Annotated in this window: 25 protein-coding genes; 2 read left to right on the top strand and 23 right to left on the bottom strand. The window is 65.9% G+C overall.

All coding sequences use genetic code 11. The annotated features are described in order from the left end of the window. Positions 1–61 precede the first annotated feature (61 nt). The 5 genes from M3N53_01865 to M3N53_01885 all read right to left on the bottom strand — a co-directional run bounded on the left by M3N53_01865 (position 62) and on the right by M3N53_01885 (position 6419). Positions 62–1417: a PQQ-like beta-propeller repeat protein gene (locus tag M3N53_01865; protein MDP9067078.1), complete on the bottom strand. Its 1356-nt coding sequence runs from the start codon at positions 1415–1417 to the stop codon at positions 62–64. Between the two features lie 278 nt (positions 1418–1695). After that, positions 1696–3147, bottom strand: a complete 1452-nt coding sequence (locus tag M3N53_01870) for a S8 family serine peptidase (GenBank protein MDP9067079.1) — start codon at positions 3145–3147, stop codon at positions 1696–1698. A 176-nt stretch (positions 3148–3323) separates the two neighbouring features. Then, on the bottom strand, positions 3324–5168 hold the full coding sequence (gene pknB / locus M3N53_01875) for a Stk1 family PASTA domain-containing Ser/Thr kinase (protein MDP9067080.1): 1845 nt from the start codon (positions 5166–5168) through the stop codon (positions 3324–3326). Positions 5169–5196: 28 nt separating this feature from the next. Continuing rightward, a complete protein-coding gene (locus M3N53_01880; protein ID MDP9067081.1) occupies positions 5197–5628 on the bottom strand; it encodes a hypothetical protein in 432 nt (143 codons plus the stop codon). A gap of 116 nt (positions 5629–5744) precedes the next feature. Then, the gene (locus tag M3N53_01885; GenBank protein ID MDP9067082.1) at positions 5745–6419 is read right to left on the bottom strand and encodes an endonuclease/exonuclease/phosphatase family protein; all 675 of its coding nucleotides are present in this window, start codon (positions 6417–6419) and stop codon (positions 5745–5747) included. Between the two features lie 39 nt (positions 6420–6458). Here M3N53_01885 and M3N53_01890 point away from each other — a divergent pair, with 39 nt between their 5' ends. Continuing rightward, positions 6459–7295 (top strand): rhomboid family intramembrane serine protease, encoded by an 837-nt coding sequence (locus tag M3N53_01890; protein ID MDP9067083.1) that lies wholly within the window; start codon positions 6459–6461, stop codon positions 7293–7295. 3 nt (positions 7296–7298) lie between these two features. Here the strand turns inward: M3N53_01890 and M3N53_01895 are convergent, their stop codons facing one another. The 8 genes from M3N53_01895 to M3N53_01930 all read right to left on the bottom strand — a co-directional run bounded on the left by M3N53_01895 (position 7299) and on the right by M3N53_01930 (position 16000). Beyond that, positions 7299–8402: a hypothetical protein gene (locus M3N53_01895; GenBank protein ID MDP9067084.1), complete on the bottom strand. Its 1104-nt coding sequence runs from the start codon at positions 8400–8402 to the stop codon at positions 7299–7301. A gap of 157 nt (positions 8403–8559) precedes the next feature. Beyond that, positions 8560–9399, bottom strand: coding sequence for a MaoC family dehydratase N-terminal domain-containing protein (locus M3N53_01900; protein ID MDP9067085.1), 840 nt, complete (start codon positions 9397–9399; stop codon positions 8560–8562). A gap of 15 nt (positions 9400–9414) precedes the next feature. Next, positions 9415–9900: a MaoC family dehydratase N-terminal domain-containing protein gene (locus M3N53_01905; GenBank protein ID MDP9067086.1), complete on the bottom strand. Its 486-nt coding sequence runs from the start codon at positions 9898–9900 to the stop codon at positions 9415–9417. Continuing rightward, positions 9897–10346 carry a MaoC family dehydratase N-terminal domain-containing protein gene (locus tag M3N53_01910; protein MDP9067087.1) on the bottom strand — a complete coding sequence of 150 codons (450 nt, stop codon included), beginning with the start codon at positions 10344–10346 and terminating at the stop codon, positions 9897–9899. Before M3N53_01910 ends, M3N53_01905 begins: the two co-directional genes overlap by 4 nt. A 20-nt stretch (positions 10347–10366) precedes the next feature. After that, positions 10367–11299, bottom strand: a complete 933-nt coding sequence (locus M3N53_01915) for an SDR family oxidoreductase (protein MDP9067088.1) — start codon at positions 11297–11299, stop codon at positions 10367–10369. A gap of 467 nt (positions 11300–11766) precedes the next feature. Continuing rightward, complete coding sequence (locus tag M3N53_01920; protein MDP9067089.1) at positions 11767–12246, bottom strand: phosphate-starvation-inducible PsiE family protein; 480 nt, start codon at positions 12244–12246, stop codon at positions 11767–11769. Positions 12247–12278: 32 nt separating this feature from the next. Beyond that, on the bottom strand, positions 12279–14273 hold the full coding sequence (gene ligA, locus M3N53_01925) for an NAD-dependent DNA ligase LigA (GenBank protein MDP9067090.1): 1995 nt from the start codon (positions 14271–14273) through the stop codon (positions 12279–12281). A gap of 140 nt (positions 14274–14413) precedes the next feature. Next, positions 14414–16000 (bottom strand): hypothetical protein, encoded by a 1587-nt coding sequence (locus M3N53_01930; protein ID MDP9067091.1) that lies wholly within the window; start codon positions 15998–16000, stop codon positions 14414–14416. 222 nt (positions 16001–16222) lie between these two features. Between M3N53_01930 and M3N53_01935 the strand changes: the two genes are divergently transcribed. After that, positions 16223–16879, top strand: coding sequence for an MOSC domain-containing protein (locus M3N53_01935; GenBank protein MDP9067092.1), 657 nt, complete (start codon positions 16223–16225; stop codon positions 16877–16879). Here the strand turns inward: M3N53_01935 and M3N53_01940 are convergent. The 10 genes from M3N53_01940 to M3N53_01985 all read right to left on the bottom strand — a co-directional run bounded on the left by M3N53_01940 (position 16876) and on the right by M3N53_01985 (position 26678). Then, positions 16876–17619 (bottom strand): class I SAM-dependent methyltransferase, encoded by a 744-nt coding sequence (locus tag M3N53_01940; protein MDP9067093.1) that lies wholly within the window; start codon positions 17617–17619, stop codon positions 16876–16878. The genes M3N53_01935 and M3N53_01940 overlap by 4 nt on opposite strands. A 1-nt stretch (position 17620) precedes the next feature. Further along, on the bottom strand, positions 17621–18691 hold the full coding sequence (gene mnmA / locus M3N53_01945; protein ID MDP9067094.1) for a tRNA 2-thiouridine(34) synthase MnmA: 1071 nt from the start codon (positions 18689–18691) through the stop codon (positions 17621–17623). Between the two features lie 23 nt (positions 18692–18714). Further along, the gene (locus M3N53_01950) at positions 18715–19860 is read right to left on the bottom strand and encodes a cysteine desulfurase (protein ID MDP9067095.1); all 1146 of its coding nucleotides are present in this window, start codon (positions 19858–19860) and stop codon (positions 18715–18717) included. A 112-nt stretch (positions 19861–19972) separates the two neighbouring features. Beyond that, the gene (locus M3N53_01955; GenBank protein MDP9067096.1) at positions 19973–20524 is read right to left on the bottom strand and encodes a hypothetical protein; all 552 of its coding nucleotides are present in this window, start codon (positions 20522–20524) and stop codon (positions 19973–19975) included. An 81-nt stretch (positions 20525–20605) separates the two neighbouring features. After that, on the bottom strand, positions 20606–20989 hold the full coding sequence (locus tag M3N53_01960; GenBank protein MDP9067097.1) for an oxidoreductase: 384 nt from the start codon (positions 20987–20989) through the stop codon (positions 20606–20608). Between the two features lie 5 nt (positions 20990–20994). Then, positions 20995–21948 (bottom strand): electron transfer flavoprotein subunit alpha/FixB family protein, encoded by a 954-nt coding sequence (locus M3N53_01965; protein MDP9067098.1) that lies wholly within the window; start codon positions 21946–21948, stop codon positions 20995–20997. Then, positions 21949–22716: an electron transfer flavoprotein subunit beta/FixA family protein gene (locus tag M3N53_01970; GenBank protein ID MDP9067099.1), complete on the bottom strand. Its 768-nt coding sequence runs from the start codon at positions 22714–22716 to the stop codon at positions 21949–21951. A gap of 62 nt (positions 22717–22778) precedes the next feature. Continuing rightward, positions 22779–23750: an MBL fold metallo-hydrolase gene (locus M3N53_01975; protein ID MDP9067100.1), complete on the bottom strand. Its 972-nt coding sequence runs from the start codon at positions 23748–23750 to the stop codon at positions 22779–22781. 103 nt (positions 23751–23853) lie between these two features. Next, complete coding sequence (locus M3N53_01980; GenBank protein ID MDP9067101.1) at positions 23854–25785, bottom strand: hypothetical protein; 1932 nt, start codon at positions 25783–25785, stop codon at positions 23854–23856. Between the two features lie 110 nt (positions 25786–25895). Further along, on the bottom strand, positions 25896–26678 hold the full coding sequence (locus M3N53_01985; GenBank protein MDP9067102.1) for an enoyl-CoA hydratase-related protein: 783 nt from the start codon (positions 26676–26678) through the stop codon (positions 25896–25898). Between the last annotated feature and the right edge of the window lie 59 nt (positions 26679–26737).

Here is a 26737-nt window from a genome sequence, read left to right on the forward strand (position 1 = left end):
GTTCGTGCTTCTCCTGCAGCCGATGAACCCCCCGGGCGTCACACAAGAGGCTCGACGAAGTTCAGGGATCTCGATAGGTGATCGCGCTCACGTACCCATCCCTCGGCTCCTCCGGAGCGGCGAGGACGGATATTTGCTCAGCGGCGGCGTCCAGGGTGATCTCGCGGTTGCACCCCAGGTCGCTCGCGGGGCTTTCGTATCGCGCTATCCACCGTCTGCTGCGCGAAGGCTTATCGAGGGCGATGGTCACGAGCTCACATGGAGGCTCGGCTGTGCCAGAGAGGTAGATCCGGTCATTGCGGGCTGGCGCGAGGACCATGTCATCAAGGATGGTCTCGTCCTCGACAGTCCAGAGTTCTCGCCCCGAGCGCCAGCGATACGCGGCTGCGAACGAGCTCTCGCCATCCTCACTGTGCCCCGCCACGAGAACGGCCCGCCGCTCCTCGTCGACAACGAACGTCCTCGGAGTACCGGCGACGGGATAGAACGTCTTCCACAGACGCTCACCGGAGGAAACGTCGAAGGCAACGGTCGCCAGCCGACCGCCCTCTCGGCCCCCGTATCCCGTGACGGCGACGGTTTCTCCAACATCGGTGATCGGGCCTGCGGGAGCCGTGCGCCGGAGCACCGCCTCCCAGCGAAGGCTGGGTCGTCGAGGATCCGGGTTCACAGCGAGCAGGACCGTCCGGATTCCTGAGTCATCAATGTCGATGTCCACCAGAGCTTTGACAAAGAGCGTTCTCTCACTGTGCGAGAAGGCGATGCGGGGAAGCAGGTCGTGGAGGCCACGAGGCCCGTCGTATACGAGCCGGGCGAGCCGGTCCCCTGTCGCGGCTCGGTAGGAGGTCAGAAAGACGTCGGAGTCAAATCCGGTCGGCTCCGGGGTCTCGCCCGCAACGAACAGGATCCTCCCGTCCCCGCGCGCTAGCACCTGCCGAGGTTTGTCGCCGGTTCCTCCCGTGCCCAAACGACTCTTCCAGACGACGGCTCCCGTGGCCACAGAGAAAGCCACGACATTGGCCTCCCTCGGACGCTGCCGCGCACTGATGCTTGTCACCACGACGTGACGACCATCGGGCAGAGGTTCGATGTCGGTCGGAAGCCCTCCCGACGTTCCGTGCCGACCGACCCATCGGCTCTCTCCGGTCCGCGCGTCGTAAGCACCGATCTCATAGTTTGCCTCGGAGTGCCGGCCAGCGACGAACACGATCGAACCATCCGGGCTGGTGGCGACTACCTCGCGCTGCTCGAGCTGCGCGGCTACGTCCGCCGCCGTTTCCTCACACTTGTCGTCTTGGCCCTCTACTACACAGACGGGGACCGGCGCGGTGCCCGCAGCTGCACCTGGACCGGCTGATCCCGAAACCAGCAGAACCATCGCGAGGATCGCTCCTAGCGTCGACGCCTTCCTGTTCATGTCTTCTCTCGCTGGCTGACCCAAACCTCGATAGTTCGACCGGCAGCAGGTTTCGCCTGCACCATCACTAGCCAGACGAGCTGGCGGCTCCTGGCGTTGCATCGGCCCAGGAAGGTCTTGACGAGGAGGCCGCGTCCGCACCTGACCGATGACTTCGCCGCAGGAGAAGACGAGCGTCGACGCGATCCGCACGTTGCTGAAGTCCGCGAGTCTCCGGCTGCGGAAAGATCGTGCTCAGGATCGCACTGCCGCTCCTGGGCGCTCCGGCACCTCCGCGCTCACCGTGGGGATCTGGGTCGTCTTCCCTTCTTTTTCCGCGGCGGTTGCGTAGTACTCCGCTCTTGCAGGAGCTCCAGGGCGGCAACCGCGTCGACGAGCCCGGCCCCCTTGTCGAAGGAAACGGTTCCTCCCGGGTTCTGCGGATCGGGTTCGTAGGGAGCGCCGTCGGCGAACTTGTGCGCAGCGTCCTGTAGCAGATCTTCGACCTGTGCCGGCGTCAGGGCCGGCTGAGCTTGATATAGCAGTGCGGCGATGCCCGCAACGTGCGGTGCTGCCATCGAGGTCCCCTGGATCGTCGAGTACCAGGGGTGGTAGGCGGTGGTAACTCCGAAGCCCAGGTTGCACACCGGCTGTATCTCTTGGATGCAAGTAGAGGTGATGTGGGTCCCCGGCGCGACAACGTCCGGATACGTCTCAGGTGACCCCGCGCGTCCTCGGCTCGAGCTCGAGTACATCAAGCCATCTCGAGAACCGGAATCGAGATCGTCGTAGTTGCCCACAGAGATCACGCCCGGCAGAGGATTCTTGGCATCAGACACCAACCTGTCGGCAGAGCCGTTCCCTCCGCTGTTGCCGGCGGCCCAAACCACGGTCGTACCTCGATCAACCAGCTCGCCGACGAGTCTCGAGATCGTGCTGTCGGGGTCGAACTCTCTGGGGCGGCCGTAGGAGTTCGTCACGACCCGGATGCGCGGGTCGAAGTTGTCGTAATGCTGGACGATGTGATCGAACGCAACTGCGGCCCAGAGCATGTACAACGTCTCTCCTCCGCCGTAGCCGTAGAGCGACACCCCCGGCGCGGCACCCGCAAACCGACCTTGCGATTGAGCGCCGGTCCCGGCCACGATGCCGGCTACATGCGTGCCGTGTCCTGAGGTCGTGTCGGTGACTGGTGTTTCGATCAGCGGACAACCGTCGCACACGATCTTGTAGTTCCTGGCCATCCTGGTGCTTAGATCAGGGTGCGTCCCCAGGATCCCGGTGTCGAGCACCGCCACTCCCACGCCGCTGCCGTCGATCGGCCCGCCACTGGGGCTGCGATACGGGGCCTCGGGAGTTCGAAGCTCTTGCACACGGGTGGCAACCGTTGCGCTCTCGTTGAGAAGGGGCAACTGTCTGTTCGCCTCTAGGCGCAGCACCCGTGGGTCGCGCGAGATCGTGCTGAAAGCGCGGCTGGTGCCCTCCGCGTAGACGACGTCGATGCTCGTTAGAGCGACTACGGGTCGTAGGCCACGGCGGCGCAGGAAGTCGCGTTGGTGTCGGGTTCCCGCCTTGAAGTGCACGAACGCGCCCCGGACACCCGCGTATGTGGGACCCGCGTTGCTTACGCCGCGTACTACTTGATCGGTCGCCTCCCACGGCGTCCTCGCACCCACGGCGCTTGCCGGGAGATAGGACGCGGTCAGCACGAGACCGATCAGGGCCAGGTGTCCTGACCGGGAAAGGCGCAATTCGGTTGTCCCCCGTTCTCCGCGAGAAGCTTTGGTCGTGGATTCTCCCCGCGACCCGCCATCCCTCTAGCGGAGCAGCACTATCCGCCAGAGATCCGGCACCCGGGCCAGGCTACGCCCTGGTTCCGATGTCGCAGAACAACCCTTGGGAGGTGGCCCAGTTAGCAGAGAAGGGGCTAGCAGAGGAAGAGCGCTACCTGGCTTCCCTCGCGGATCTTCGAGCCCGGTGTCGGGTCGGTCTCGACGACCGTTGCCGACGACCCTCCGCACGGCCGCCGCACGACCACCCGTAGCCCCTGGCTCTCGAGCTCGTTCCTCGCCGCGGTGGCGCTCATACCGCGCACGTCGGGCATCTTGATCAGCTCGAACTCCGGCCCTATCGACACGTAGATCTCGACCTTGCTGGCCTCGTCCGCGATCTCCGCCGGGCCGGGAGAGGTCGAGATCACGAGGCCTTCCTCGACCTTGTCCGAATACGCGTCCACCAGGACGGGCTCGAACCCTGCGTCCTTCACCCTGGCTGCGGCTTTCGCTCCGGGCAGCCCGGTCACGTCGGGGATCTCCAGCGGCTTCGGCCCCCTGCTGACGACCAGCGTCACCTTGGAACCGACGACCAGCCGTCCCTCCGAAGGACTCTGCTCCAGAACCGTTCCCTCTTCCTCCAGAGAGAACTCCTTCGTGACCGGACCGGGCAAGAGGTCGGCACCCACCAGCTTCTCCTCGGCCTCTTCCAGCGCCATGCCCGTAACGTCCGGGAGCTTCACCTTCGGGGGCCCGAGAGACATCACTACCTCGACGCCGGAGCCCTCCTCTAGCTCGTCTCGGGCCGCGGGAGATTGCTCGAGAACCGAGCCCTTCGGGACCTCCAGGTCGTGCTCCCGATCGACGACCAGAAGCTCCAGCTCCAGCTGTTCCAGGACGCGTGCCGCCTCCTGCTTCCGCATGCCTTCGACGTCGGGCACGGTCACCATCTGTGGCATGACGAACCGTCCGACGGCTCCGGCCGTCCCGGCGAGCAGCAGGAGGATCAACAGGGCGGCGAAGACCGTCTTCAGCCGCGTCTTGCGGCGGCTGCGCCGGGCGGGGCCGTCGTGAACGTAGGAGGCGAGGTCGTCGTCGCCGACCACCGCGATCTCGCCGGTGACCTGGTCCAGAAGGCTGTCCAGTGGGGGCGACTCTGGCAGACGGAACACGGCGAGGCGGCGCAGCGCGCCGGCCATCTCGGCCGCGCTTCCGAAGCGCTGCGCGGGATCGACGGCACAGGCGCGCAGCACGATGTCATCGAGCTCGTGCGGGATGCCCTTGTCCCACGACGACGGCGGCCGCGGAGGCTCGTGGGCGCGTCGCTGCAGCAGGTCCCCTCCCGCCCCCTGAAGGGGAGGGAGCCCCGTGAGCAGCTCGGATAACACTGCACCGGCGGCCCAGAGATCCGACGCAGCCGTGGCCTCCGCACCGCGTGCTTGTTCGGGCGACAGGTAGCGAAGCGTCCCCGGGATCATCCCGCCGGGCGCGGTGCGGTCCGCGTCGGCGACGATCGCGATCCCGAAGTCCGCGACCTTCACCTCGCCGCCGCGGTTGAGAAGGATGTTCTCGGGCTTGACGTCCCTGTGGACCAACCCTTTGGAGTGCGCGACCTGGAGTGCCTCGCACACCCCGGCGACGATCTCGACCGCCTGGCGAGGCTCGAGGTTGCCGCGCGCGACGAGGATGTCGCGCAGATCGGTTCCGGAGACGTACTCCATCACCATGTAATAGGTGCGGTCGCCTTCGCAGCCCCAGTCGTGGACGCCGACGATGTTCGGGTGCGTGAGACGCGCGGCGGCGCGGGCCTCGGCCCGGAAACGCTCCACGAGCTCTGGATCGGATGCGAGCGAAGGTTGCAGGATCTTCACCGCCACCGACCGGTCTAGAAGCAGGTCGTGGCCCCGGTAGACCTCGCCCATCCCGCCGCCCGCCACGCGAGCGACGAGCCGGTACCGCTGCGACAACGTCTCTCCGACGAGATCCCGCATCACCTTCATCGGCATCCCCCTTCAGGGTTCGTCAACGTCAACTGCCGCCGTGTTGGCGCAGGTGGTACTCGAACCGGTTGTCCAGAACGGCGATGGCCCGCGCCGCCGCGTCCGCCTGACCCAGCGCGGAAGCAACATCGGACGAGGCCGAGTCCCCCGCCGCCTTGGCGTCGGCGACCGCGGCTCTGAGATTCGAGAGCGAGCTCCAGAGCCGCTCGGTGGCACGATCCAGCCTCTTCGAGGTACGGACCCGCTCGTCTTCGAGCGACTCCACCCGCTGTTCCAGCTCCTCGATCTGCTCCTCGAGCGCGTCGAGGGCGGCCAGCGCGTCCGCCGCCTGCTCTCGAGCTTGCTCGTCGCCGACGTCCAACAGGGGTGCGTCTCCCTCCTCCCCTCGGCCGCAACTCGTCGAGAGCGCGAGCGCCACGCCAAGGACGACCAGGCCCCATCTCATAGGTCGCATCGTCACACGAGCCTCCCCGGCCCCTTCGGCATTCGTACAGCTATCCGCACCTCAGAAGCTAACAGAAATCACAGAAGTAACAAACCAACTTCTGGATGGAAAACGGCAGAGCTCCGGCGGCTTCAGGCGGAGCCGGTCAGCTCCAGCTCCGCTATCAGGGGGAGGTGGTCCGATGCTCTGGTTCGAAGGGTCCAGGAGCTCACGATGTCGATGTCGCTCGAGACCAGGATGTGGTCGATCTGGCGCTTCGGAAACCTGCGCGGCAGCGTGCCGTGGCCGAAAGCGCCGCGGAAGCCTCCCACGAGCAGAGGGGTCAGATGTCGGGCGGTGCGGTTCAGGTCCCCCAGCACGACGGCGGGCGGGGACAGGCCTGCCGCGAACGTTGCAAGAGCCGGGACCTGCGCGTTCAGAACGCGGGGCTTCGTGCCCAGGTGAGCGCACGCGACGTGTAAACCCGACCAGATCGCGGTGATCACCCCCCTGGGCTCTTCTTCGCCTACCTGCGGCAGAGCGTGGAAACCCGCGTCCGACGCACCAGGCCGCGCCGCGATGCCGATCCCGTACTCGCCGCCATCCCTATGCAGCGTGGGAAAGAAAGCCACCTCCATCTGCAGCAAGGTTGCGAGTTCAGCCGGTTGATCCATACCGCCCGACCGTTCCATGCCGCGGTCGAGCTCCTGGAGCGCCACCAAGTCGGCCTCCGTCGTCGCGATGACACCTGCGACGCGGGCGACATCGACGCGTCCGTCCGAGCCGCGGCAATGGTGCACGTTGAAGGTCGCTACTCGGAACCTCATGCGGGAAAGATAGGTCCAACACCGTGCGACGATTGCGGGATGAGTACCTCTGACACCCAGGTCGCCGAACAGGACGACCAGCTCTACTGCTACGGCCATCCCAAAGAGCCGACGAGGCTGCGGTGCTCCCGCTGCGAGCGACCGATCTGCGGACGCTGCGCGATCCCCGCTTCCGTCGGACAGCACTGCCCCGAGTGCGTCGCGGACGCCCGCCGGACCGCGCCGAAGATCCGTTCGACCATGCAGGCGACGGCACCGGCGGTGATGACGATCATCGGGATCGACGTCTTCGTCTACCTGCTGCAGATCCTGGTTGGCAGAGAGGTGGTCCAGACGCTCGCGCTAAGCCCGTCGCTCGTCTCGACCGGCGAGTGGTGGCGCCTGTTGACGCCGATGCTGGTGCACGGCGGGCCGCTCCACCTCTTCTTGAACATGTACATCTTGTTCATCTACGGGCCGAACGTGGAACAAGCTTTCGGGACGGTCCGCTTCATCATCATGTTCCTGATAGCGGGCTTCATGGGCAGCGCCTTCTCCTACGCCTTCCCGCCGGACGTGGGCAGCGTTGGCGCGTCGGGCGCGATCTTCGGAGTGGTCGGCGTGCTGGTGGTCTACCTGTTCAACCGCCGGCGCAGCCAGTTCATGGCGGGTTACCTGCGCGGGATGGGCTTCTTCGTCATCGCCAACCTGATCCTGGGGTTTCTCCCGGGGCTCAACATCGACAACTTCGCGCACATCGGAGGCCTCCTCGGCGGCGTGCTGCTGGGGCTGGGCTTCGACCGAGGCCGCGGCGGTGAGGCGCGGTCTCCGCTGGCGCTTCAGGTAGCCACGGCCGTTGCGGTCACCGCGCTCGGGCTATTGCTCGTTCTCTCCTAGGGCTTAGTCGGCCTCCGCCAGCCCCGCCGGGTCCGGCTCTACGCGGCACTCGGGATCCGCTCCGCTCCCACATGCCACCAAGAACGCAGCACCGTCCGCGTCCATGATGTCCCACCAGCGATCCGCCAACGCCACCGCCAGCGACCGACGCCCCTCCACGTCCAGGTGAACCGGGTCGCGGAACGCGGCGGGCGTCCCGAACGCGCCCTCTGCGTCGATCAGCGTCACGCCGGTCTCGGAGACGAAGCGGGTGAGGGCTTCATGATAGGCGAGACGGTCGGAAACAGCGTCCTCGTGGGCCTCCCAGTAGTCGTCCGTGACCGGCATGTTCAACAGGACCAAGCGGACACCGCGGGCGCTCAGCTCTCTCTCCAGGTCCACCAGCGCTTGATACTCCGGCCCCCCCACCGCGAAGTCCACGAGCGTCTTCTCATAGAGGCCCCGGATCAGCTTCGGGGGCCTGTGGTACTCCCGCGGCTCCTCTAGCCGCGTCCCCCGCGGCCCGATCACCTGGCGCGTGGCCGCCTCCGCCAACGACTGCTCGGAGTCGGCTTGGAAGAGCTGCCCCGGCTCTCTCAAGGCGCGGCGATAGCGCATGAAGTAGCTGAGGTTCTCGAGCTCGCCCTCGAGGCGGCTCACGATGCTGCCGGTCGCCTGCTTGTATCCGGGCGACGCGACGAACTTCTCGTACATCACGAGGTTCTTCGGCCCGTTGTCGCTGAGCTCCCGGCTCTGGATCCCGACGACCACCACCTCCGGCGACAACAGAGGCTGAACGATGTCGACGACCCACGGCGTCACCGTCCGCATCGAGGGCCCGGCGAAAGCGGCGTTGTAGCTGCTGGCCCCCGATGCCTCCGTGAACGCGACCGCATCCACGCCCCCGGCCATCATGGAGCTGCCCGCGAAGACGACGTCGACCTGCTGGCCCTCGTTCGCGTAGTGGCGGATCTGGTTGAGCTTCTGGGCGATCTCTATCCGGGGCCACTTCCCCGGATCGATCGGAAGGCTCGGCGCCAGCAGCCTTGCGCCCGCCTCAACGCCGACGATGACCACGAGGAAGGTCGCCAGCGTGATGTAGCCAGACCTCGCCCGCGTGGACCGCATCTTTCCCCTCGGCTCGATCGTCCGTGACCTCCAGCGTCCCCCACTTTGGTCGTGTTTCGTCCCGGATTTCGGGACATTCCGCGACCAAAACGGGTGGAGCCGATCAGTTAGACGCTTCGGTGCCGGGAAACATTGCTCGAGAAGAGATGCTTCCTAGCTACGCGATCTCGACCTGCCCGTTCTTGATCACGGCCTCACCATCGGGATTGTAGGTCTCGAACCCGTAGGTCTTCGTGTCTCCGCCGCCGGATAGCTCCCAGAACTTCGTCGTCAGCTCCTGGCCGGGGAGAACCGGCTTCGAGAACCTGACCGACACCCGCCTCACCCGCGTCGGGTCGCCCGCTGCGAGACCATCGACCGCGCCCTTGGTCGCCATCGCCATCGTGCACATCCCGTGCAGGATGATCCCGGGAAGACCCGCCATCTTGGCGAAGGCCTCGTCTTGGTGGATCGGGTTCTGATCGCCCGACGCTTCCGCGTAGCGGAATGTCTGATCCTCGTCGACCTTTACCGAGTCCTGGAACACGGCGGTGTGCTCGGCAGCGGTGGGGCCACCGGTGGAGGGCTTCTTGCCCCCGCCGCCGGAGCCGCGGATGAACGACGTCGCCCTGACCTCCGCCACCTTCTCGTCGTTCTGGTTCGTGACGTCGATCTTCACCGTGAAGGTCTCGCCCGTGTCCTTCTGCTCGATCGACTCGATCACGGGGTGGACCGTCAACGTGTCGCCTGGGCGGATCGGCCCGTGGAGGACGTGCTCCTCCTCGCCGTGCACGAGCCGCATCAGATCCGCTTGAAGCTCGGGATCCATCGCGGCCTGCATCAGGAACTGGAACGCGGGGACGATCGGGAAGATCGGCGACGCCACCGAATCGTCCCCCGCCAGGTAACGCTCGTTCAGGTCGTTCGTCGCCCGCGCGTACTTCTCGATGGCCTCCGCGGTAACCGGGAACGTCTGCGGGTCGTAGGTCTTGCCGACAAGAGCGGTGTTCAGCGGCATCTGGTCGTTCCTCCTCTACTCGGCGGGTAGCTCGACGTCGGCCTCGCCGACGATCGCCGTCTGCTCGTTGTCCAGGTTCAACCCCTCGGGTCCGGCGCCGCGACGCCGCGCCTCTAGGGCGATCCTCACGAGGCCGTCGTCCTCGATCGAAACGACACGGCCGGTACAGGCGAGCTCGTCACCTGCCCACACCCGGTTCGTGAACCGAGTCTTGTAACGACGGATGTTCTGCGGGCCGCCGACCCAGTGTCCAAGCGCGGTCGCGAGGAAGCCCGCGTTCAACATGCCCATGGCGAAGACGGTGGGTGCGCCCTGGCTGCGCGCGTACTCCTCGTCCTGGTGGATCGGGTTGTCGTCGCCCGACGCGTCGGCGTACCGGACGAAGTCGTCGCGGGTAAGCGGGCCGAACACGACCTCTTCGAACTCCATGCCGGGCATGACGCCGTCGCGCGTCAGGCGCACGGGGAAGATCCGGTTCGTATCGATCCTGTTCTCGCTCATCCGACATCCTTTGCCGTTTGCAGAAGCGTGTAGTACGCGGTCATGACCTCGTCGCCGTCGGCGTCGGTGAAGACCGTCTCGTAGGTGACGAAGCGCATCGTGCCGCCGCGTTTCCCCTCTTTCTCGAAGTCTTTCGAGATGCGCATCCGCCCCTTCAAGGTCTCGCCCACGAGCGGCAGGCGCTTGATCACGAACTCCTGCTCGCCGTGCAGGACGCGGCCGTAGTCCAGGTTCGCACCGAGCTTGGATTCTCGCTCCTCGCGAGGGACCTGGAAGATCTGCGTCACCCCGAAGGTGGGTGGCGCAACCGGGCCGGGGAACCCCAGCTCGAGAGCTGCCTGGGGATCGGCGTAGATCGGATTGGCCTCGTCGCCGACCGCCGCCGCGAAACGCTTCACGTGCTCTGCCTCGACCGGGAGGTCGAACTCGATCGTGTCCTCGGTCATCAGTGCCCCTTCCGATCCACCTAGCCGGCCTGTCCCGCGGCGCGTCCCAGCATCTCCATCATCCCGACCGGAGCAATGCCGTTCGGGAACGCTTGCTTCAGCTGAGCCGCCAGCTGATCGGGATCCCACATGTTGTCCCCCTGCTGGATGAAGGTCCCGACGTTCCACGGCTTGAGGACATTCACGGTGCTTCCGTAGATGAAGAAGCACTGGCCGGTGATGTCCTTGGCTTCATCGGTGCAGAGCGCGACGACCACGGGAGAGATGTTCGCGGGGTCGAGCGGGTCGTACTCACCCGGCGCGGGGGCCGGAAGCGCGCCGAAGATGTTCTCGGTCATCCGCGTCCGCGCGTTCGGCGCGAGGCAGTTCACGGTGACGCCGTAGCGGGCCAGCTCCTGCGCCGCGATCACCGTGAACGCCGCGATCCCCGCCTTGGCCGATCCGTAGTTGGTCTGACCGACATTGCCGAAGACCCCCGACGGGCTGGACGTGTTGATGACGCGCGCGTTCACAGTCTCCCCCGCCTTCGACTGCTGCCGCCAGTAGTTCGCTGCGTGGTGCGTCGGAGCGAAGTGACCCTTCAGGTGCACGGTGATCACGGCATCCCACTCGTCTTCTGTCATCGACACCAGCATGCGGTCCCGTAGGATGCCGGCGTTGTTGACGAGGATGTCCAGTCGCCCGAAGTCGCTGACGGCTTGCGCGATCATCCTGCCGGCGCCCTCGAAGTCCGCGACGTTGTCGTAGTTGGCGGTCGCCTCACCGCCGCGGCCCTTGATCTCGTCGGCCACCTGCTGCGCCGGCGTCTGATCGGAACCCTCTCCCGCGGTGGATCCGCCGAGATCGTTCACGACGATCTTCGCGCCGGCGTTCGCCAGCGCCAGCGCGTGCTCGCGGCCGATCCCGCGCCCCGCCCCGGTCACGATCGCCACCCTTCCATCCAGAGATGGCATGCGCATATACCTCCCGTAGTCGTCTTAGCTATGCCGGTTCAAGCGACCGGCTCGAGCGGGCTCCACCGGGTCCGGTCAAGCCGCCGACGGAGTCTATAGGTCGCCCACCAAACCGACCAAAAAAGTTGCAGAAAGTTCTCACGAAGTGGCGCGCACAGGGGTCGCGGATGTGCTTTCATTTCTCCTACGTGAGAAAGGAGGTGGTCCAAACTGTTACCTAGTTTCGACGGACCTCACGAGGTGACCGGCTGCTAGTGGCCTAAGCCTTTCGTAGTACTGGGTTCTGACCACCTGCAACAGGCCACTGGCCAGAATCCCAACCGGTTCACCGACATCGTTCGTTCCGGTCTGGTCCACCGGGCGTCAACCGACGAAGTACGGACGGTGCAGAGCCGAAATAAAGAAGAGCCCCCGGAGGACCCGGGGGCTCTTCTGCTTTCAGATGCGATCGCTTCGCGGGTGCAGGCCTACCCGGGCTCGTGCGTGGGTCGAGGCTCGGAATGTTCGGTGTGGCGCAGCATGAAGATCGTGGCGCCGAGTGCCAGCACGGTCCCCGTCAGTACGCCGATCTCGAGCATGGCGTCCCCGAAGTCCGGCTTGCCGAAGAGGTCCTTCGCCTCGGCGCTCACTACGACCAGGCGCCGGATCGCAGCGACGATGCCCACGACCAAGAACGGCTCACTGACCAGGATCTTCTCGTCAATCACGACACGGATCGTATGGATGATCTCCGTGATGATGAAGACCAAGAGCAGACCGTCGAGAAGACTCAGGATGATGCTGGACAGCTCCTCACTCTTGATCTTGTCGACGAACTCGTACACGGCGTAACCGAAGAGGGCGATACCCGCCAGCGAAAGAGCCAGAGCCACCAGAACATACAGAAGGTCCTCTACGAACCCGAAGGCTTGCTCGGTCTTGTCGCGGAGCCATCTCTCTGAGGCCATCGGTGCAACCTACTTGCCTGGAGAGCCGAGGGCTACGCCAACAGCTTTTTGAAGGCGGCCTCGTCTAGAAGAGGGACCTTGAGGGCTACGGCCTTGTCGTACTTCGATGCGCCGGGGTTGTCACCGACGACGACGTAATCGGTCTTCTTCGAGACGCTGGACGTGACCTTTCCGCCTCGCTCCTCGATCGCCTTCTGGGCTTCGTCGCGGGTGAAGTCCGCCAGCGTTCCCGTGATGACGAAGCTCTTGCCCAGCAGCGGGCCCTCTTTCTTCTTCGGCGCCTCCCTCGGGTCGACACCGGCTCGCCGCAGCTTCTCAATGACCTCCTGATTGCGGGGCTCGGCGAAGAAACGCGCGACCGACGCGGCGACCACAGGCCCTATCCCCTCTATGGCTTCGAGCTCGGCTTGCGTCATCTGCGCCAGGCGGCCTACCGAGCCAACCTCCCCCGCGAGGTCGCGGGCGACGGTGCCGCCGACGTGCGGGATCGTCAGGCCGAACAGCAGGTTACCCAGCGGGCGGGTCTTCGACTTCTCGATCGCAGACATCAGGTTGTTGACCGAGATCTCGCCCCAGTTCTCCAGATTCAGAATCTCCGCGGGGTCGAGCGAGTAGATGTCGCCGACGTCTCTAAGCCACCCGCGCTGGATGAACTCCATCAAGGTCTTGTAACCGAGCCCCTCGATGTCCATCGCGCCGCGCGAGGCGAAGCGGAAGAGCCGCTCTAGCCGTTGCGAGGGGCAGTCGGAGTTCATGCAGCGCGCCACGGCCTCGCCCTCGGGCCGGACGATCTCGGCACCGCAGGACGGGCAGTTCGTGGGCATCTTGAACTTGCGCTCCTTGCCGGTGCGGGTCGCGGTCACGGGCCCGACGACCTCGGGGATGACGTCCCCGGCGCGGCGCACGATGACCGTGTCACCGATCCGGACGTCCTTGCGCGCCACCTCGTCCTCGTTGTGCAGCGTCGCAGTCGAGACCGTGACCCCGCCGACGAAGACCGGCTCCAGTTGCGCCCACGGCGTCGCCGCCCCCGTGGCGCCGACGTGCACCTTGATGTCCTTCAACAACGTCGTCCGCTCCTCGGGCGGGAACTTGTAGGCGATGGCCCAGCGCGGTGCTTTGGCGGTCCACCCCAGCTCCTCTTGCTGAGCGATGGAGTCCACCTTCACGACCACGCCGTCGATCTCGTATGGAACGTCGTGTCGATGCTTCTCCCAGTTCCGGCAGAAGTCGTAGACGGCGTCGAGGTCCGCCACCCGGCGGTTCTCGGGATTCGTCCTAAGCCCCCACTCCCGCACCATCTCCAGCGCTTTGGAGTGGGCGGTCAGCCGCAATCCCTCGACGTACCCGACGCCGTGGCAGATCAAAGACAGGTTGCGTTCGGCGGTGACCTTGGGGTCCTTCTGCCGCAGCGAGCCCGCGGCCGCGTTGCGCGGGTTGGCGAAGGTCTTTAGGTCTCGCTCCCCCAGCGCGCTGTTGAGCTTCTCGAAATCGTCGGTGCGCATGTAAACCTCGCCCCGCACCTCCAGGACCTTCGGAGGAGTGCCGCGGAGTTTCAGGGGAACCGCCCGGACCGTCTTCAGGTTCGCGGTGATGTCCTCGCCGGTCCGACCGTCGCCCCGGGTGGCGCCCTTCACGAACACGCCGTCCTCGTAGATCAGGTTGCAGGCGACGCCGTCCATCTTCAGCTCGACGATGAAGCCGTCGGGGTCGCCGATGCCGCGCTCCACCCGCCGGCCCCACGCCTGGAGCTCGTCGAGCGAGAAGCAGTTGTCCAGAGACATCATCGGGCTGCGGTGACGGACCGGCGCGAACAGATCCGAGGGTGGAGCACCCACCCGCTGCGTCGGCGAATCGGGCGTGACGAGGTCGGGGAACTGGGCCTCGATCTCGATGAGCTGGCCTACCAGCGCGTCGTATTCGGCGTCCGCGATCTCGGGATCGTCCAGCACGTGGTAGCGGTACGAGTGGTGGTCAATCGCGTCGCGCAGCTCGGCCGCGCGCCGCTGCGCCTCTGTCTTGGTCACGGAGCTATCTTCCCAGCCAGTTACGAGACGTCTCCGCCCTATGACGCGTCTCAGCGTCCAAAGGGGGTCCCGCCGCCCGGCGGCGATCCCGCCGCCGGGCATACAGGCAAGGTCTGCGACGGTACGAAACCGGAGGATTGCTATTCTGGCGGCCCCGCCTCGCCGGTGGTCGGTGTTGGACATTCGGCGCTGGCAGGAGCCTGGCTGGTCTGCTGGATCGTCCACCAGAACGGCTCGGTCTTGCTCTCGCTGTGCGGGTCCCACGGACTCGCCCCGAAACCGCGTTCACAGATGACGATCCGATCTCCCGTTAGCACATCCCCTTCGATCACCTTGATGAGGGCATAACCAGTGTTGTCGCCATCGTTCGTCTCGACGATGTGACCGTTGGGATCGACGGTGATGCGGAGGAGGTAGAAGCCCGGCGCCATACTGCCGTCTGCTTCTGCCACCGAAGCGTAGTCGACGTACTGATCGGGCACGTCCCACGGGTATAGGTCCCCCCAACCTTTGTCGAGAGATAGATCGTCGTCGCAATCGCCGCCGACCTGTCTCTTGATCGTCCGGTACGGGTCCTGGTTGAAGTGATCCCATTCGCCGATCCCGTATTCGTACGTGCAAACGCCATGTTTGGCACCGGTGCCCAGCTGGATCAGTCTGTTCCCAGATGGGTCATACGGCGGGGCGGGTGATGCGTCTGTCACCTTGAATAGCTCGAAAAGGAAGAAGTCGGCTATGTGGCGATGGCCGTGGGCGGGGTGAGATTCACCGCTACCGGCGGGTGACTCTTCGTAGAGGTTGTCGGAGTAGTCGCCGTCGGGAGATTCTGTCGGATCCGAATACGCATCTGAATAGTAGGTGCGCTGAACCGCGGATCCATCCTCGAGAAAGTCGATATAAAGGGGGCCGTCGCCGGTGTTGTGCACGCCCGACGAGAACCGCAGACAGCGGCGCGCATTCTCCTCGACGGTGCAAGAGATCGGCCGGACCGAGCTTCCGCCGACGTTTCCGCGGATCGTTCCGTATCTCGGGCTCGCCGGCGCGGCAAAGCCGAACTCGTAGGGCAGCCACGGTGTCAGGTTGGGTGCGAGGAGCGATGGCTCGTCAGTGTGTAATGGCTCGAGGGTGGCGCGCATGCGGAACGCCCAGTCGACCGTGTCGGCCGGAATGACCTTCGCCTGCCAGCGTCCGACAACGGGGCTTTTTATGAACGCCTCGATATTGAACGTCTCACTTGTTGGATACCCACCCGTAACCAGAGGACATCCAAAGGGGAACCGGCGTTGTGTACCAGCGGGATCAATCAGCTCGAGCGCGTAGCAATCCTCCTTCGAAGAGGACTCCAGAGCTACCTGGAGCTGGTATTCGTCAGCGGCTTCGGTGATGTCGAATGAGTAAAGCCAGCAGGGCGAAATGCCGGTCGCGCATTGGTCGCTGACACCAGGGCGATCAGGCACGGTGGTTCGCTCAAAGAAGTACAGCGTCGACAGTGGCAGGTATCGCGCCTCGCGGACGTAACCACCGTCCCAGAACAAGCTCCCGCCGCGGCTGAGAGTGCCGACGTGGAACGGCTCTGGCGTCTCGTTGGCCGCCGCCGAACCGGCGGGGATCAGCAAGGCCAGAGCCAGAAGCGACGCGACGGTGATATTTATGCGACGAACCTTGACGCTGCGTCGGCCCTTGCGCTCCGCACAGACGCCGCCCGTGTTTGCAAACCCTGGTCTCATGTCGACTCCTTCCGTTCGGTCCGCCTGAGGGACCTCGTGTACGTGGCTGATCGAGCGCGGCTCTCGAGCTACAGGCGTGCGAAACGAGGGAACAGGTGTGCGGTTACGGCGCCAGCGGGCGGAACCGGCACGACCAGCCTCGGGTACCCGCACCAGGTACCAGCCCATCTGCACGTTCCGGACATCTCGTGCAAACAGCGCCCTGGGCGGTAGCTTGAAGGGATGGGCAAGGTCGGCAGGCTGGTGTCGGTGAACGTCGGGCGGCCTCGGCCGGTTCAGATGGGCAAGCGCACGCGGGTCACGGGGATCTTCAAGGAGCCACAGAAGGGACCCGTGCGCGTCGCTGGCGTCACCGTCGGCGACGACGTGCAGGTGGACAAGAGACACCACGGTGGCGCCGACAAAGCCGTGTACGCGTACGCGCTCGAGGACTACCGCTGGTGGGAGGAGCAGCTCGAGCGGGAGCTGCCACCGGGCACGTTCGGGGACAACCTCACCACCGAGGGACTCGATGTCACCGGGTGCCTGATCGGCGAGCGCTGGAGGATCGGTGACGTCGTGCTGGAGGTGACCGATCCACGCATCCCGTGTTCGACCTTGCGCGCGCGGATGGGGATCCCCGGCTTCGTGAAGACCTTCGCCGCGGCCCGCAGGTTCGGCGCATACATGAGGATCGTGGCGGAGGGCGACGTGCAGCCGGGTGATTCGATCGAGGTCGTCGAGCGGCCTTCCCATGGCATCTCGATCGCGAGAATGGGAGGCGTCTACTTCGACGGCGACCTCGGCGAGGCCGAGGCGATATACGAGGCGTTGGGGCATCCGGAAAGCCGACGCGCCTGGGTGGAAGACCTACGACGCGGCGCGGGAGCCGCTGTCTAGCCGCCGCGCTTCGCGAGCAGCATGATCCGGCGCCGTGTGAAGACCCAGTCGTCGCCGTCGCGATCGAAGTTCATTCCCGTCTCACCTCCGAACCTCTCGACGAAGTCGCGGGTCGCGTCGATGCGCTCCTGAGGAAACTCGCCGGGCCACATCCACTTCGAGAACCGGCTCTGTTCTTCGTGCAACCTCTCGTCGACGATCTCGAGACCGGCTGCCATAACGATGGCGCGGAACGCGGATGGGGGCCGGGACATCGCGTGCGACGGGTCGCGGATGACCTCCAGCTGGTTCATGAAGGCGATCTGCTCGTAGCTCTCGGTCGCGGCTTGGTCCACGATCAAGACCTTCCCGTCGGGCGCGCACACCCTCCTCATCTCCTTGACGAACCCGAGGGGCTCGAAGACGTGATGGAGCGCTTGCGCGGAGGCGACGATGTCAACCGAAGCGCTGCGGAAGGGCAAGCGGAGCCCGTCGCCCACGATGGAATCCAGCCACGGGTAACGCGCGGCCCCCTCGCGCAACATCCCCTCGGTCAGATCGAGCGCCACGAGCCGCGCCACGTGCCCCTCGAACAGAGACAGGAAGTTTCCCGTCCCGGCTCCGACCTCGACCACGGTGTCCTGCGGATCGACCCGGGCGAACTCGACAACGCGCATGCTGTCGAAGCGGCCCGCAGTCCGCGCCGCGAACCCTTTGGCCGCACGCTCGAACTCCTCGTTGAGCGTCTCGCGGTCGGCCACGTCAGGCCGTAGCGCGTGCGGGAACCGTCATCGCGATGACGCCTCCCCCGAGCAACACGTCTGGCTCCGCGGCCGAGTAGAACGCGGCCGACTGTCCACGGGCCAGGGCGCGCACCGGCCGGTCGTATTCCACGTGTACAACGCCGTCGCTCGCCGCCGCGATGCGGCCCGGGTTGACGTCGCCATGGGCGCGGTGCTGGACCAATATCGCAGCCCCGGGCGCGGGGGCCGCGGCGGCGAAGCTGCTTTCGGTGGTCGTGAAGGACGAGACCTCCAGCTGCTCAGTGCCGCCGACGTGGAGCGTGTTGGTCGACGCGTCGATGGCGGTCACGAACACCGGCACCCCGAGGGCCACGCCGAGGCCCTTCCGCTGCCCGACCGTGTACCGGGCGATCCCGCGGTGCCGCCCGACCTCGTTCCCAGCCGCGTCCACGACCGGACCCGGCAATGAAGCGGTGGCCACGTTGGCCTCCATATAGGCGCCGAGGTCGCCGTCTCTCACGAAGCAGATCTCTTGGGAATCCGGCTTGTTCGCGGTCCGCAGTCCGAGATCTTCGGCGATGCGGCGCGTCTCGCTCTTGGTGAGCTCGCCGACGGGGAACGATGTGTGCGCCAGCTCCTTCTGACCCAGCATCCACAGGACGTACGACTGATCCTTCGCGGGATCGACACCCCGCAGGAGCTGAAAGCCGTCCGCGCCCCAGCGGATGCGGGCGTAGTGACCGGTCGCGAGGACGTCGGCGCCGAGGGCGCGACCCCGCTCCAGGAGCGCACCGAACTTCACCCACTGGTTGCACCTCACGCACGGGTTCGGGGTACGCCCCTGCGCGTAGTCGTCGTGGAAGTTCCGCACGACCGTGTCCTCGAAGTGCTCCGCGAAGTTCAGGACGTAGAAGGGGATCCCCAGGACGTCGGCGACGCGACGAGCATCTTCGGCTGCGCCGAGGTTGCAGCAACCGGAGTTGTTGTTGGCCGCCTCGCCGCGCCACAGCTTGAGCATGATCCCGGTCACGTCGTAGCCCCGCTCGACCAGCAACGCGGCGGCCACGGAGGAGTCCACGCCGCCGGACATGGCCACGACTGCCTTCTTCTTCGTCACGCAGCTCTCCGAGCTTGCTGAACGATCCCGGGCAGGACCTCCAAGACGGCATCGACATCGTCGTCGGTCGAGGGACGTCCCAGAGAGAATCGCAAGCTTCCCAGCGCGAGCTTCTTGGGGACCCCCATCGCCATGAGGACATGCGAGGGATCGACGGCTCCCGACGCACAAGCCGAGCCAGATGAGCACGCGATCCCGGCCTGATCCAACAACAGCAACAACGTTTCGCCCTCGGTGCCGGGGATCGAGACGTTCACCGTCCCGGGCACGCGCGCGTCCACACTGCCGTTGACCGTCAGGTCGGGGATCTGAGAGCGGAGACCGGCCAACAAACGGTCGCGCAGCGCGCCCACCCGCTCCGACTTCTCGTCTACTTCCTTGGCCGCGGTCTGCGCGGCCAGACCGAAGCCCGCGATGCCCGCCACGTTCAACGTCCCGGAACGCAGGCCGCGCTCTTGGCCGCCGCCGTGGACGGTCGCTTCGACGGCCACACCGGAACGTACGAACAAGGCGCCCACGCCCTTCGGGCCTCCGATCTTGTGGGCCGCGAAGGCGGCGAGGTCCACGCCCCAGCGATGCAGGTCGACGGGCATGTTGCCCAGCGCCTGAACCGCATCTGTATGGATCAACGCGTTGGGATTGGCGGCGCGGACCGCAGCCGTGACCTCGGCGATCGGCTGGATCGTGCCCACCTCGTTGTTGACGGCCATCACGGAAACCAGGATCGTGGCGGGCCGAACCAGCTCAGCCACCGCCCCGGGATCGACCAGTCCGTCCCGCCCCACGGGGGCGAGAGAGACCTCGAAGGCTTGGCCCTCGAGCCAGTGCGCAGCGTCGAGGACGGCGTGATGCTCGAAGGCGCTGACGACGACGTGGTTGCCGTTGCCCCGTAGCTTCGCCGCGGCCCCCTTCAGGGCCAGGTTGTCCGCCTCCGTCCCTCCACCGGTGAAGACGATCTCGTCCGGCCGGGCCCCGACGGAAGCGGCCACCTGCTCGCGGGCGTCCTCGACCAGCTCCTTGGCGCGTCGACCGAAGCCGTGCACGGAAGACGGGTTGCCGAAGTCCTCCCGGAGGACCTTGACCACCAGGTCGGTTACCTCGGGCAGAACAGGCGTGGTGGCGGCGTGATCCAGATAATGCATAACCCCAGGATACGGGGCGGCCGGGAGGCCATCTCGCCCGCGCCGTCGCCGCGCCGGGCCTAAAGGGTGCCCTTATCGACGGCCTGGCGGCACCGTCCCCGGCCCTCGGAGGTCACCGGGTCATGTCGATCTCGATGACCGCGACGGCATCTTGATCTACGGGCGGCCGCGCTTCCACAGAGTCGACGGACCTGAACGCTTGTGCTTCCCACACCAACACGTGAACTCTTGCGGAGCCGTCGCCCAGATCCTTCGTTCCCGAGATCGTGCAGACGGGTCCCTCCGCTGACGGCCTGCTTCCGAACGCGATGGTCGACGCGGCGAGCCTCCACGAAGCCACCGAGTTCCTAAGGGTTTCGCAGGTTCGGCCGGTGGAGTCTCGACCCTCGAAGAACCTTGTCACGTCGGGGCGGTCCCCCCAGAAACCCAGGTTCCCGCCATCCGACCGCTCCTCGACCAGGACGAACCCCGCAGGCACCGGAAACTCGTCGAGGCTCGAGCGCATCTCGTTCACTGGGTCCACTGCGTCGAAGAGGGAACGGATCACGAGAAAGAACCCGAATGCGAGGATGAAACCTACGAGGGCAAGGCCTGCTATGACCAACGCGATGCTTTGGCCGCGGGCTCGCGCTGGCGACGGCTCGTCATCATCCTGAGCCTGCATCTGGTGCAGCCTACGGCGGCAGGGTGCTGCTAAACGTGCGGTGAACTCGGTTCTGGGGCACCATCACGGGAGCCCGGCTCATCAGTTGTCGGGCGTGTCCGGGTGCTCTTGTGCGAGACGCTTCTCCAGCTCGGCGATGTCTTCGTCGAGGGACACGATCTCGCCCGAGCGGCGTCTCTTATCGAAGTCCTTCATCCGCTTGGGATATCCGATGACCTGCGCGTCGTAGACCGGGATCGACAGCTTCGAGCAGAACGCGGCGGCGTCCTCGGGCTCCTTGACCGGTGCGCGCAGGTGGTCGCCGTCCCGGTCAACGAGCAGCAACGTCGTCGGGTTCGTGGCCGTGCGCGGTTCGATGTAGCCCTCGACGCCTTTGCGCTCGGCCGCGAACACCTCCAGCTCTGCGAGAGCCGGATTGGACCGCTTGCTGAAGAAGCCCCTGATCTTGTCGCCGAAGGAAGCCACTGGGATCAGCCCTTGCGGGACTTAACCTCTTCGATCAGCGCCGGGATGATCTTCAGCGCGTCGCCCACGACGCCGAGGTCCGAGATCTGGAAGATCGGCGCCTCTTCGTCCTTGTTGATGGCGATGATGCGCTTGGCACCCTTCATCCCGACGATGTGCTGCGTCGCGCCGCTGATCCCGAAGGCGATGTACACGCTCGGCTTCACGGTTTTGCCGGTCTGGCCGATCTGGTACGAGTAAGGGACCCATCCCGCGTCGACCACCGCGCGCGTCGCGCCCACGGCGGCATTGCCGATCGCCGAAGCCAGCTCCTCGAGGTTCTTGAAGTTCCCCGGCTCGCCGAGGCCGCGGCCCCCCGAAAGCACGACCGGAGCGTCCTCCAGCTTCGGGCCGCTCGCGGCTTCCTCGTGGCGCTCCACGCGCTTTGCCTTCTTGGCTTCCTCGGGGATGTTGACCTCGACCGGAACGACGGTAGCTTCACCGCCCACGGACTCGGCCACGAACGACTTCGCCCGCGCGAGCAGGATCTTCGGCGAGCCCTGCAGCTCGACGTCGACGATCACGGCCCCACCGATGATCGCCGTCTTGGCGCGGTCCACCGACTCGATCTCCAACACGTTGCTCATCAACGTCGAGCCGAGGCGCGCAGACAGCCTCCCCGCGATGTCACGTGAGTCGTAGTTCATCGCGAACAACAGCATGTCGGGGGCGTTCTCACCGATCAGCTCGGTCAGCGCGTGCACGTGAGGCTGCGCCACGTAGTCCGCGTAGACCTGGTCGTCGCTCGCGTAGACGATCTCGGCTCCGTATTCGCCCAGAGTGTTCGCCGCCTCCGTAGCACCGGGCCCCAGCGCGACGGCCTCCACGTCTCCCAGCTGGCGCGCCTTTGTCACGAGCTCCAGCGCGGCCGGATCGAGCTTGCCGTTGTCGATCTCTGCATAAACCCAGATCGTGGGCATTTAGATCACCTTCGCTTCCTGCAAGAAGTCGGCGATCCGCTTGGCCGCGGTGCCGTCGTCGGTAATGACCTCGCCCGCCTTGCGCTCCTCGGCCGGAGTCGTGTCGGCGACGTCCTGCTTGACCGCCACGTCGTCGCTGGACAGACCCAGGTCGGCCACCGACCAGTTCTCCACCGGCTTCTTCTTGGCGGCCATGATCCCCTTGAACGAGGCGTAGCGAGGCTCGTTGACGCCCGCCGTCACGGTCAAGAGCGCCGGGAGCGGGCACTCGACGACGTGATAGCCCTCTGCGGTCTGACGGTTCACCCTGAGGGTTCCGTCGGCGACGTCGATCGTCTTCGCGAACGTGACCTGGGGAAGGCCCAGCAGCTCGGCCAGAGTCGCGGGCATCGTCCCGGTGTAGCCGTCGGTCGACTCGACACCTGCGATAACGAGGTCGAAGTCACCCGACTTGCGGACCGCCGCGGCAACTACCCGCGCCGTCACCAGCGCGTCTGCGCCCTTCAGCTGGTCATCGGTCACCAGGACGCCCTTGTCGGCGCCCATCGAGAGCCCGCGCCGGATCGCCTCCTGCGCCGCCACCGGGCCCATCGAGACGAGAGTGACCTCGCCGCCGTGCGCCTCCTTCAGCTGCAGCGCCGCCTCTACGCCGAACTCGTCGCCGGGGTCCAGAACGCCCTGAACGCCCTCGCGCTTCAGGTACTTGCCGTCCAGCTCCGGGGGGACGTTCGGGTCCGGGATGTGTTTCACGCACACCGCGATGTTCAAGGCGTAGGACCTCCTGGGATCTCTGGAAGAGAGTGCTTGCTATAGCAAGCAACGGTACCAAATCACGCCGGGGCCGAGCGGTAGACGGTGACTCCCTCGACGGTTCCCACGAGCGCGTCGCCGTCCTCTACGACCAGGTCCAGGTGAGCCACGACCTCGGATACCGACAAAAACACGTCGTAGCCGCTCACATCGGGATAGATCTCGGTCGCGATCGCGTAGACGGTCTTCGGCTCGCGCCCCAGATGGCCCGCCACCTCTGCCTTGCGCTTGAGGTGATGCTCAACCGTACTGCGGATCAGCTCGCCGGGCTCGGAGACGGGGTGGCCGTGCCCGGGGTAAGCGAGCTCGAGGTCGAGTCCATCCATCCGCTCCAGCGAGCCGAGGTATTCCTTCAAGGACCGTCGTCTCTCGCCGGGCTCGTCGAGCGACGGCTCGAGCAGCGGGTTCGGCGACACCTCCGGCAGCAGCTGATCGCCCGCGAACAGCGTCGCGGTCTCAGGTTCGTGGAACACGACGTGCCCGCCCGTGTGCCCCGGCATGTGCAAGGTGGTGAGCTCGAAGTCGCCCGAGGGGGCCGAGAACGAGAACCGATCGCCCTCGTCGATAGGCACCACCTCGTCGTGATGGATGCCCGGCTTCGGCCCCGCTTTGCGCTGCTGGTCCATCTTGAACAAGAGCTCGAGCGGCATACCGGCCTCCAGCAGAAGCCGTCCGACCTCGAACAGCATCTGCTTGTCGCGCACCCGCGCGATCTCGCGCTTCGGGAAGTAAACGGTGGCGCCGGAGCGATCTTGCAGGAAGCTCACGAGGCCGTAGTGGTCCGGGTGCGCGTGTGTGATGAGGATGCGTTCGATGTCCTCCGGCGACCTTCCCTGTCGCTCCAGGCCCACCACCAACTCGCGCTGCGCCTCCGGAGTGTTGATGCCCGCATCCACCAGCGTCAGCGGCTCGGCCTCGATCAGGTAGCAGTTGACCGGCCCCACCGCGTACGGCGTGGGCATCGTTATGCGGTGGACGGGGAGGGCTTGCATCGAAACGACAACCTATGCGCGTGATCGAACATCCGGCGCACGATGGGACCGAAAAGACAACGAGGGCGGGTCGCCCCGCCCTCGTCTTAGAACGTCTCCTCTATCAGGGGTGTGTGTGGGTGTCCCGGAAGATCCACAGGCCGCTGTCGCGGTCGCTGCCGAGCACGTACGTCTGCCCATCGCGGACGAAGGTCTCCACGCCCCAGAAATCGTTGCCGTTGGGGTCGAGATAACCGCCGGTCTCTACCAGGTCGCACGTACTCGTATCGGCGGGGTTGGTGCAGTCGATCTCGATCGAGCGCATCCCGGCCGAGTAGTACGCGAGGTACGCGCCGGTTGAGTTCGTCGGGTGCGTCGCAACCTCGTGGACAGAAAGGTCGCCGAAGCCGAATGCCTTCGACTCCTGATGCGCCTCGGGGACGGCATAAGTGTCCAGGCCCGCCAGCGTGTTCGCATCGAACAGGTGGACGTAGCCCCAGCCGTCGAAGACGGGCGTGAAGCTGACGCTCTGACCGACGTCACCGACAGCGGGAGAGGCCTCCGGGTAGGCGTAGCTCAGCGGGCTGTCGAAGAGCAGGTGCATCGCGCGGTGCCCGATGCACACTGCAGGAGCGGTCTTCTCGTACTCGTGTCCCTGGCCGCCGCAGAAGTGCGCGTCGGGGGCCGACCCCCCTTGCGCGCCGGAGTGATGGTTCGCGATCACCACGGCGTCGTAGCCGGCGAGCTGTCCGGACTCGATCTTCTCGGAGAAGAAGCAGGCGTCGCCGGACGCGTCGGGATCGTTGACCGGCCCGCGCTCGAACACGATGATCCGCTCCTCGTCCGCTCCGACGCTCGGGAAGACCGTGGTCGCCGCCGGGATCGAGTCACGGTCGCCGGGACACCCGTAACCGCCAAAGACGGTGGGCCCGTTCAGCTTGCCGTCCGAGAGGGTGGTCTGCACCGGTGGGGTGAAGCCGAACTCACCGGCCTGGTACTCGCCGGCGTTCGGGCCCGTGTCGATCGTAAAGATCGACCGGTAGGGCGAAAAGTCCTCGTCCGTCGCGATGAAGAAGCGGTTGTCGGGGGTGAACTCGGCCTGGTGACCGTTGCCCTCCGGTGGCAGAGACGTGCCGGTTGCCGCCAGCAGCTCGGGGTCGACCGCGGCGTAGTCGGTGTCGCCGAGGATCTGCGCCGCCGCGGGGTTCGTGACGTCGAACTTCACATACCCGCCATCCCAGTACGACAGCAGCATGATCCAGCGACCATCGATCAACTTGACCGTCATGTCGTGGAGTGACGACTCCTGGAGACCGAGCGTCGGCTGGTCGATCGGGTTCCCCTGCGCTCTCGACAGAGCGTTCAGGTTGTACTCCGCGATCAGACGCGGCCGCTTCGGATTCGTGATGTCGAGGATGTCGACGTCGCTGCTCTCGAAGTTATCGACCACGACGACATACGCATTGTCGCCCGCATCCCACGCGAAGGCGCTGTGGATGTCGTTCGTGTCGGCGGAGCCGCGGTCACCGAAGTGCTCCGACAGCTTCTTCGGGGTCGTCGGGTCGCTAACGTCGAAGAGCGAGACGCCGCCCTTGCCGTTCTTGCCACACTGCTCGTTGTTCGTCACCAGCATCGTGCCGGTGAAGAACTTGGTCGTGACGTCCACGACCTGCACGCCCTCACCGGGACGACTGTCCTGCGAGTGCGCGATGAAGCCGACCTGCTGAGGGTTTTCCAGATCGCGGATGTCCACGACGTAGACACCAGCATCCGGGTTGTTCGTCCCACCAGCCTCGGAGTTGGCGTCACAATCCGCCCTGCCCCAGTTCGCGAGGTAGGCGTACTCCCCCCTCGGGTCAACACCCACGTCGGCGACGAGGTCGTTGACGTTGGTGACCGTCGCCTTGCTGACGAGGTCGAAGTCGCCCCAGCTGCCCGAGCCCGTGAGATGCCCGTCCGGCGTCCCGTGCTGGTCGGGATGGGCCGCCGCGATCGGCGTCACGAGCAACATGACAAGGGTCGCGGCCGCGATCGACCGAATAGTGCGTCTATGCACCGATGCTCCTCCTTCTCCGCACCCGCAGTGCGGTGACCGAATAACCGCACCCCGCTGTGCGGTAACTAGTCACTCTCGCAGAGGGAAGATAGTCAGGTAAAGCCCTTTTTTTACCGGCCGACGAACTTGGCTTTGCCGGGCCCCTCCTCCACGAACGACGTCATGCCGATCTTCTGGTCTTCGGTCGCGAAGAGCGCGGCGAATGCCTGCCGTTCGATCAGGAGCCCCGACGCCTGGTCCACCTCGAGCCCGTTCTGGATCGCCTGCTTCGCGGCCATCAGCGCCACGCGCGGGCCGGCTGCATAGCGCTCGGCCCAGCGGACCGCCGTCGGGTACACCTCTGCGGCAGGAACGACCTCGTTGACGAGCCCGATCGTGACCGCCTCGGCCGCTGGAACGAACCGACCGGAGTAGATGAGGTCCTTCGCGCGTCCCGAGCCGATCAGGCGCGGGAGTCGCTGCGTCCCGCCCGCGCCGGGGATCACGCCGAGGAGGATCTCGGGCTGGCCCAGCTGCGAGTCCTCCGCGCAGATCCGGAAGTCGCACGCAAGCGCAAGCTCGCAGCCGCCTCCGAGCGCGTACCCGTTGATCGCGGCGATGGTGATGACGGGCAGGTTCTCGAGGCGCGTGAAGACGTCTTGGAAATAGCCGATGTAGCGGTACATCGTGACGGCGTCGCGCTCGCCCATCTCTTTGATATCGGCTCCGGCCGCGAACACGCGCTCTCCCCCCCACACCACCAGCGCCCGCACGTTGTCGTCGGCGGCCGCGGCGTCCACCGCCTCGCCGATCTCGGTCGCAACCTGGCGGTTGAGAGGATTGAGCTTCGGACGGTCGAGCCGCAAGGTTGCAACTCCCGATCCCGCGACCTCGAGGTTCACGAACTCACCCACGGTGTTCTCCTTTGGATCGCCGAGCATGGGATGGCCGAGCAGGACCGAAGGCTACGATG

The organism is Actinomycetota bacterium, from assembly GCA_030776625.1.
In the GTDB taxonomy this organism is placed as follows: Bacteria; Actinomycetota; CADDZG01; order CADDZG01; family WHSQ01; genus MB1-2.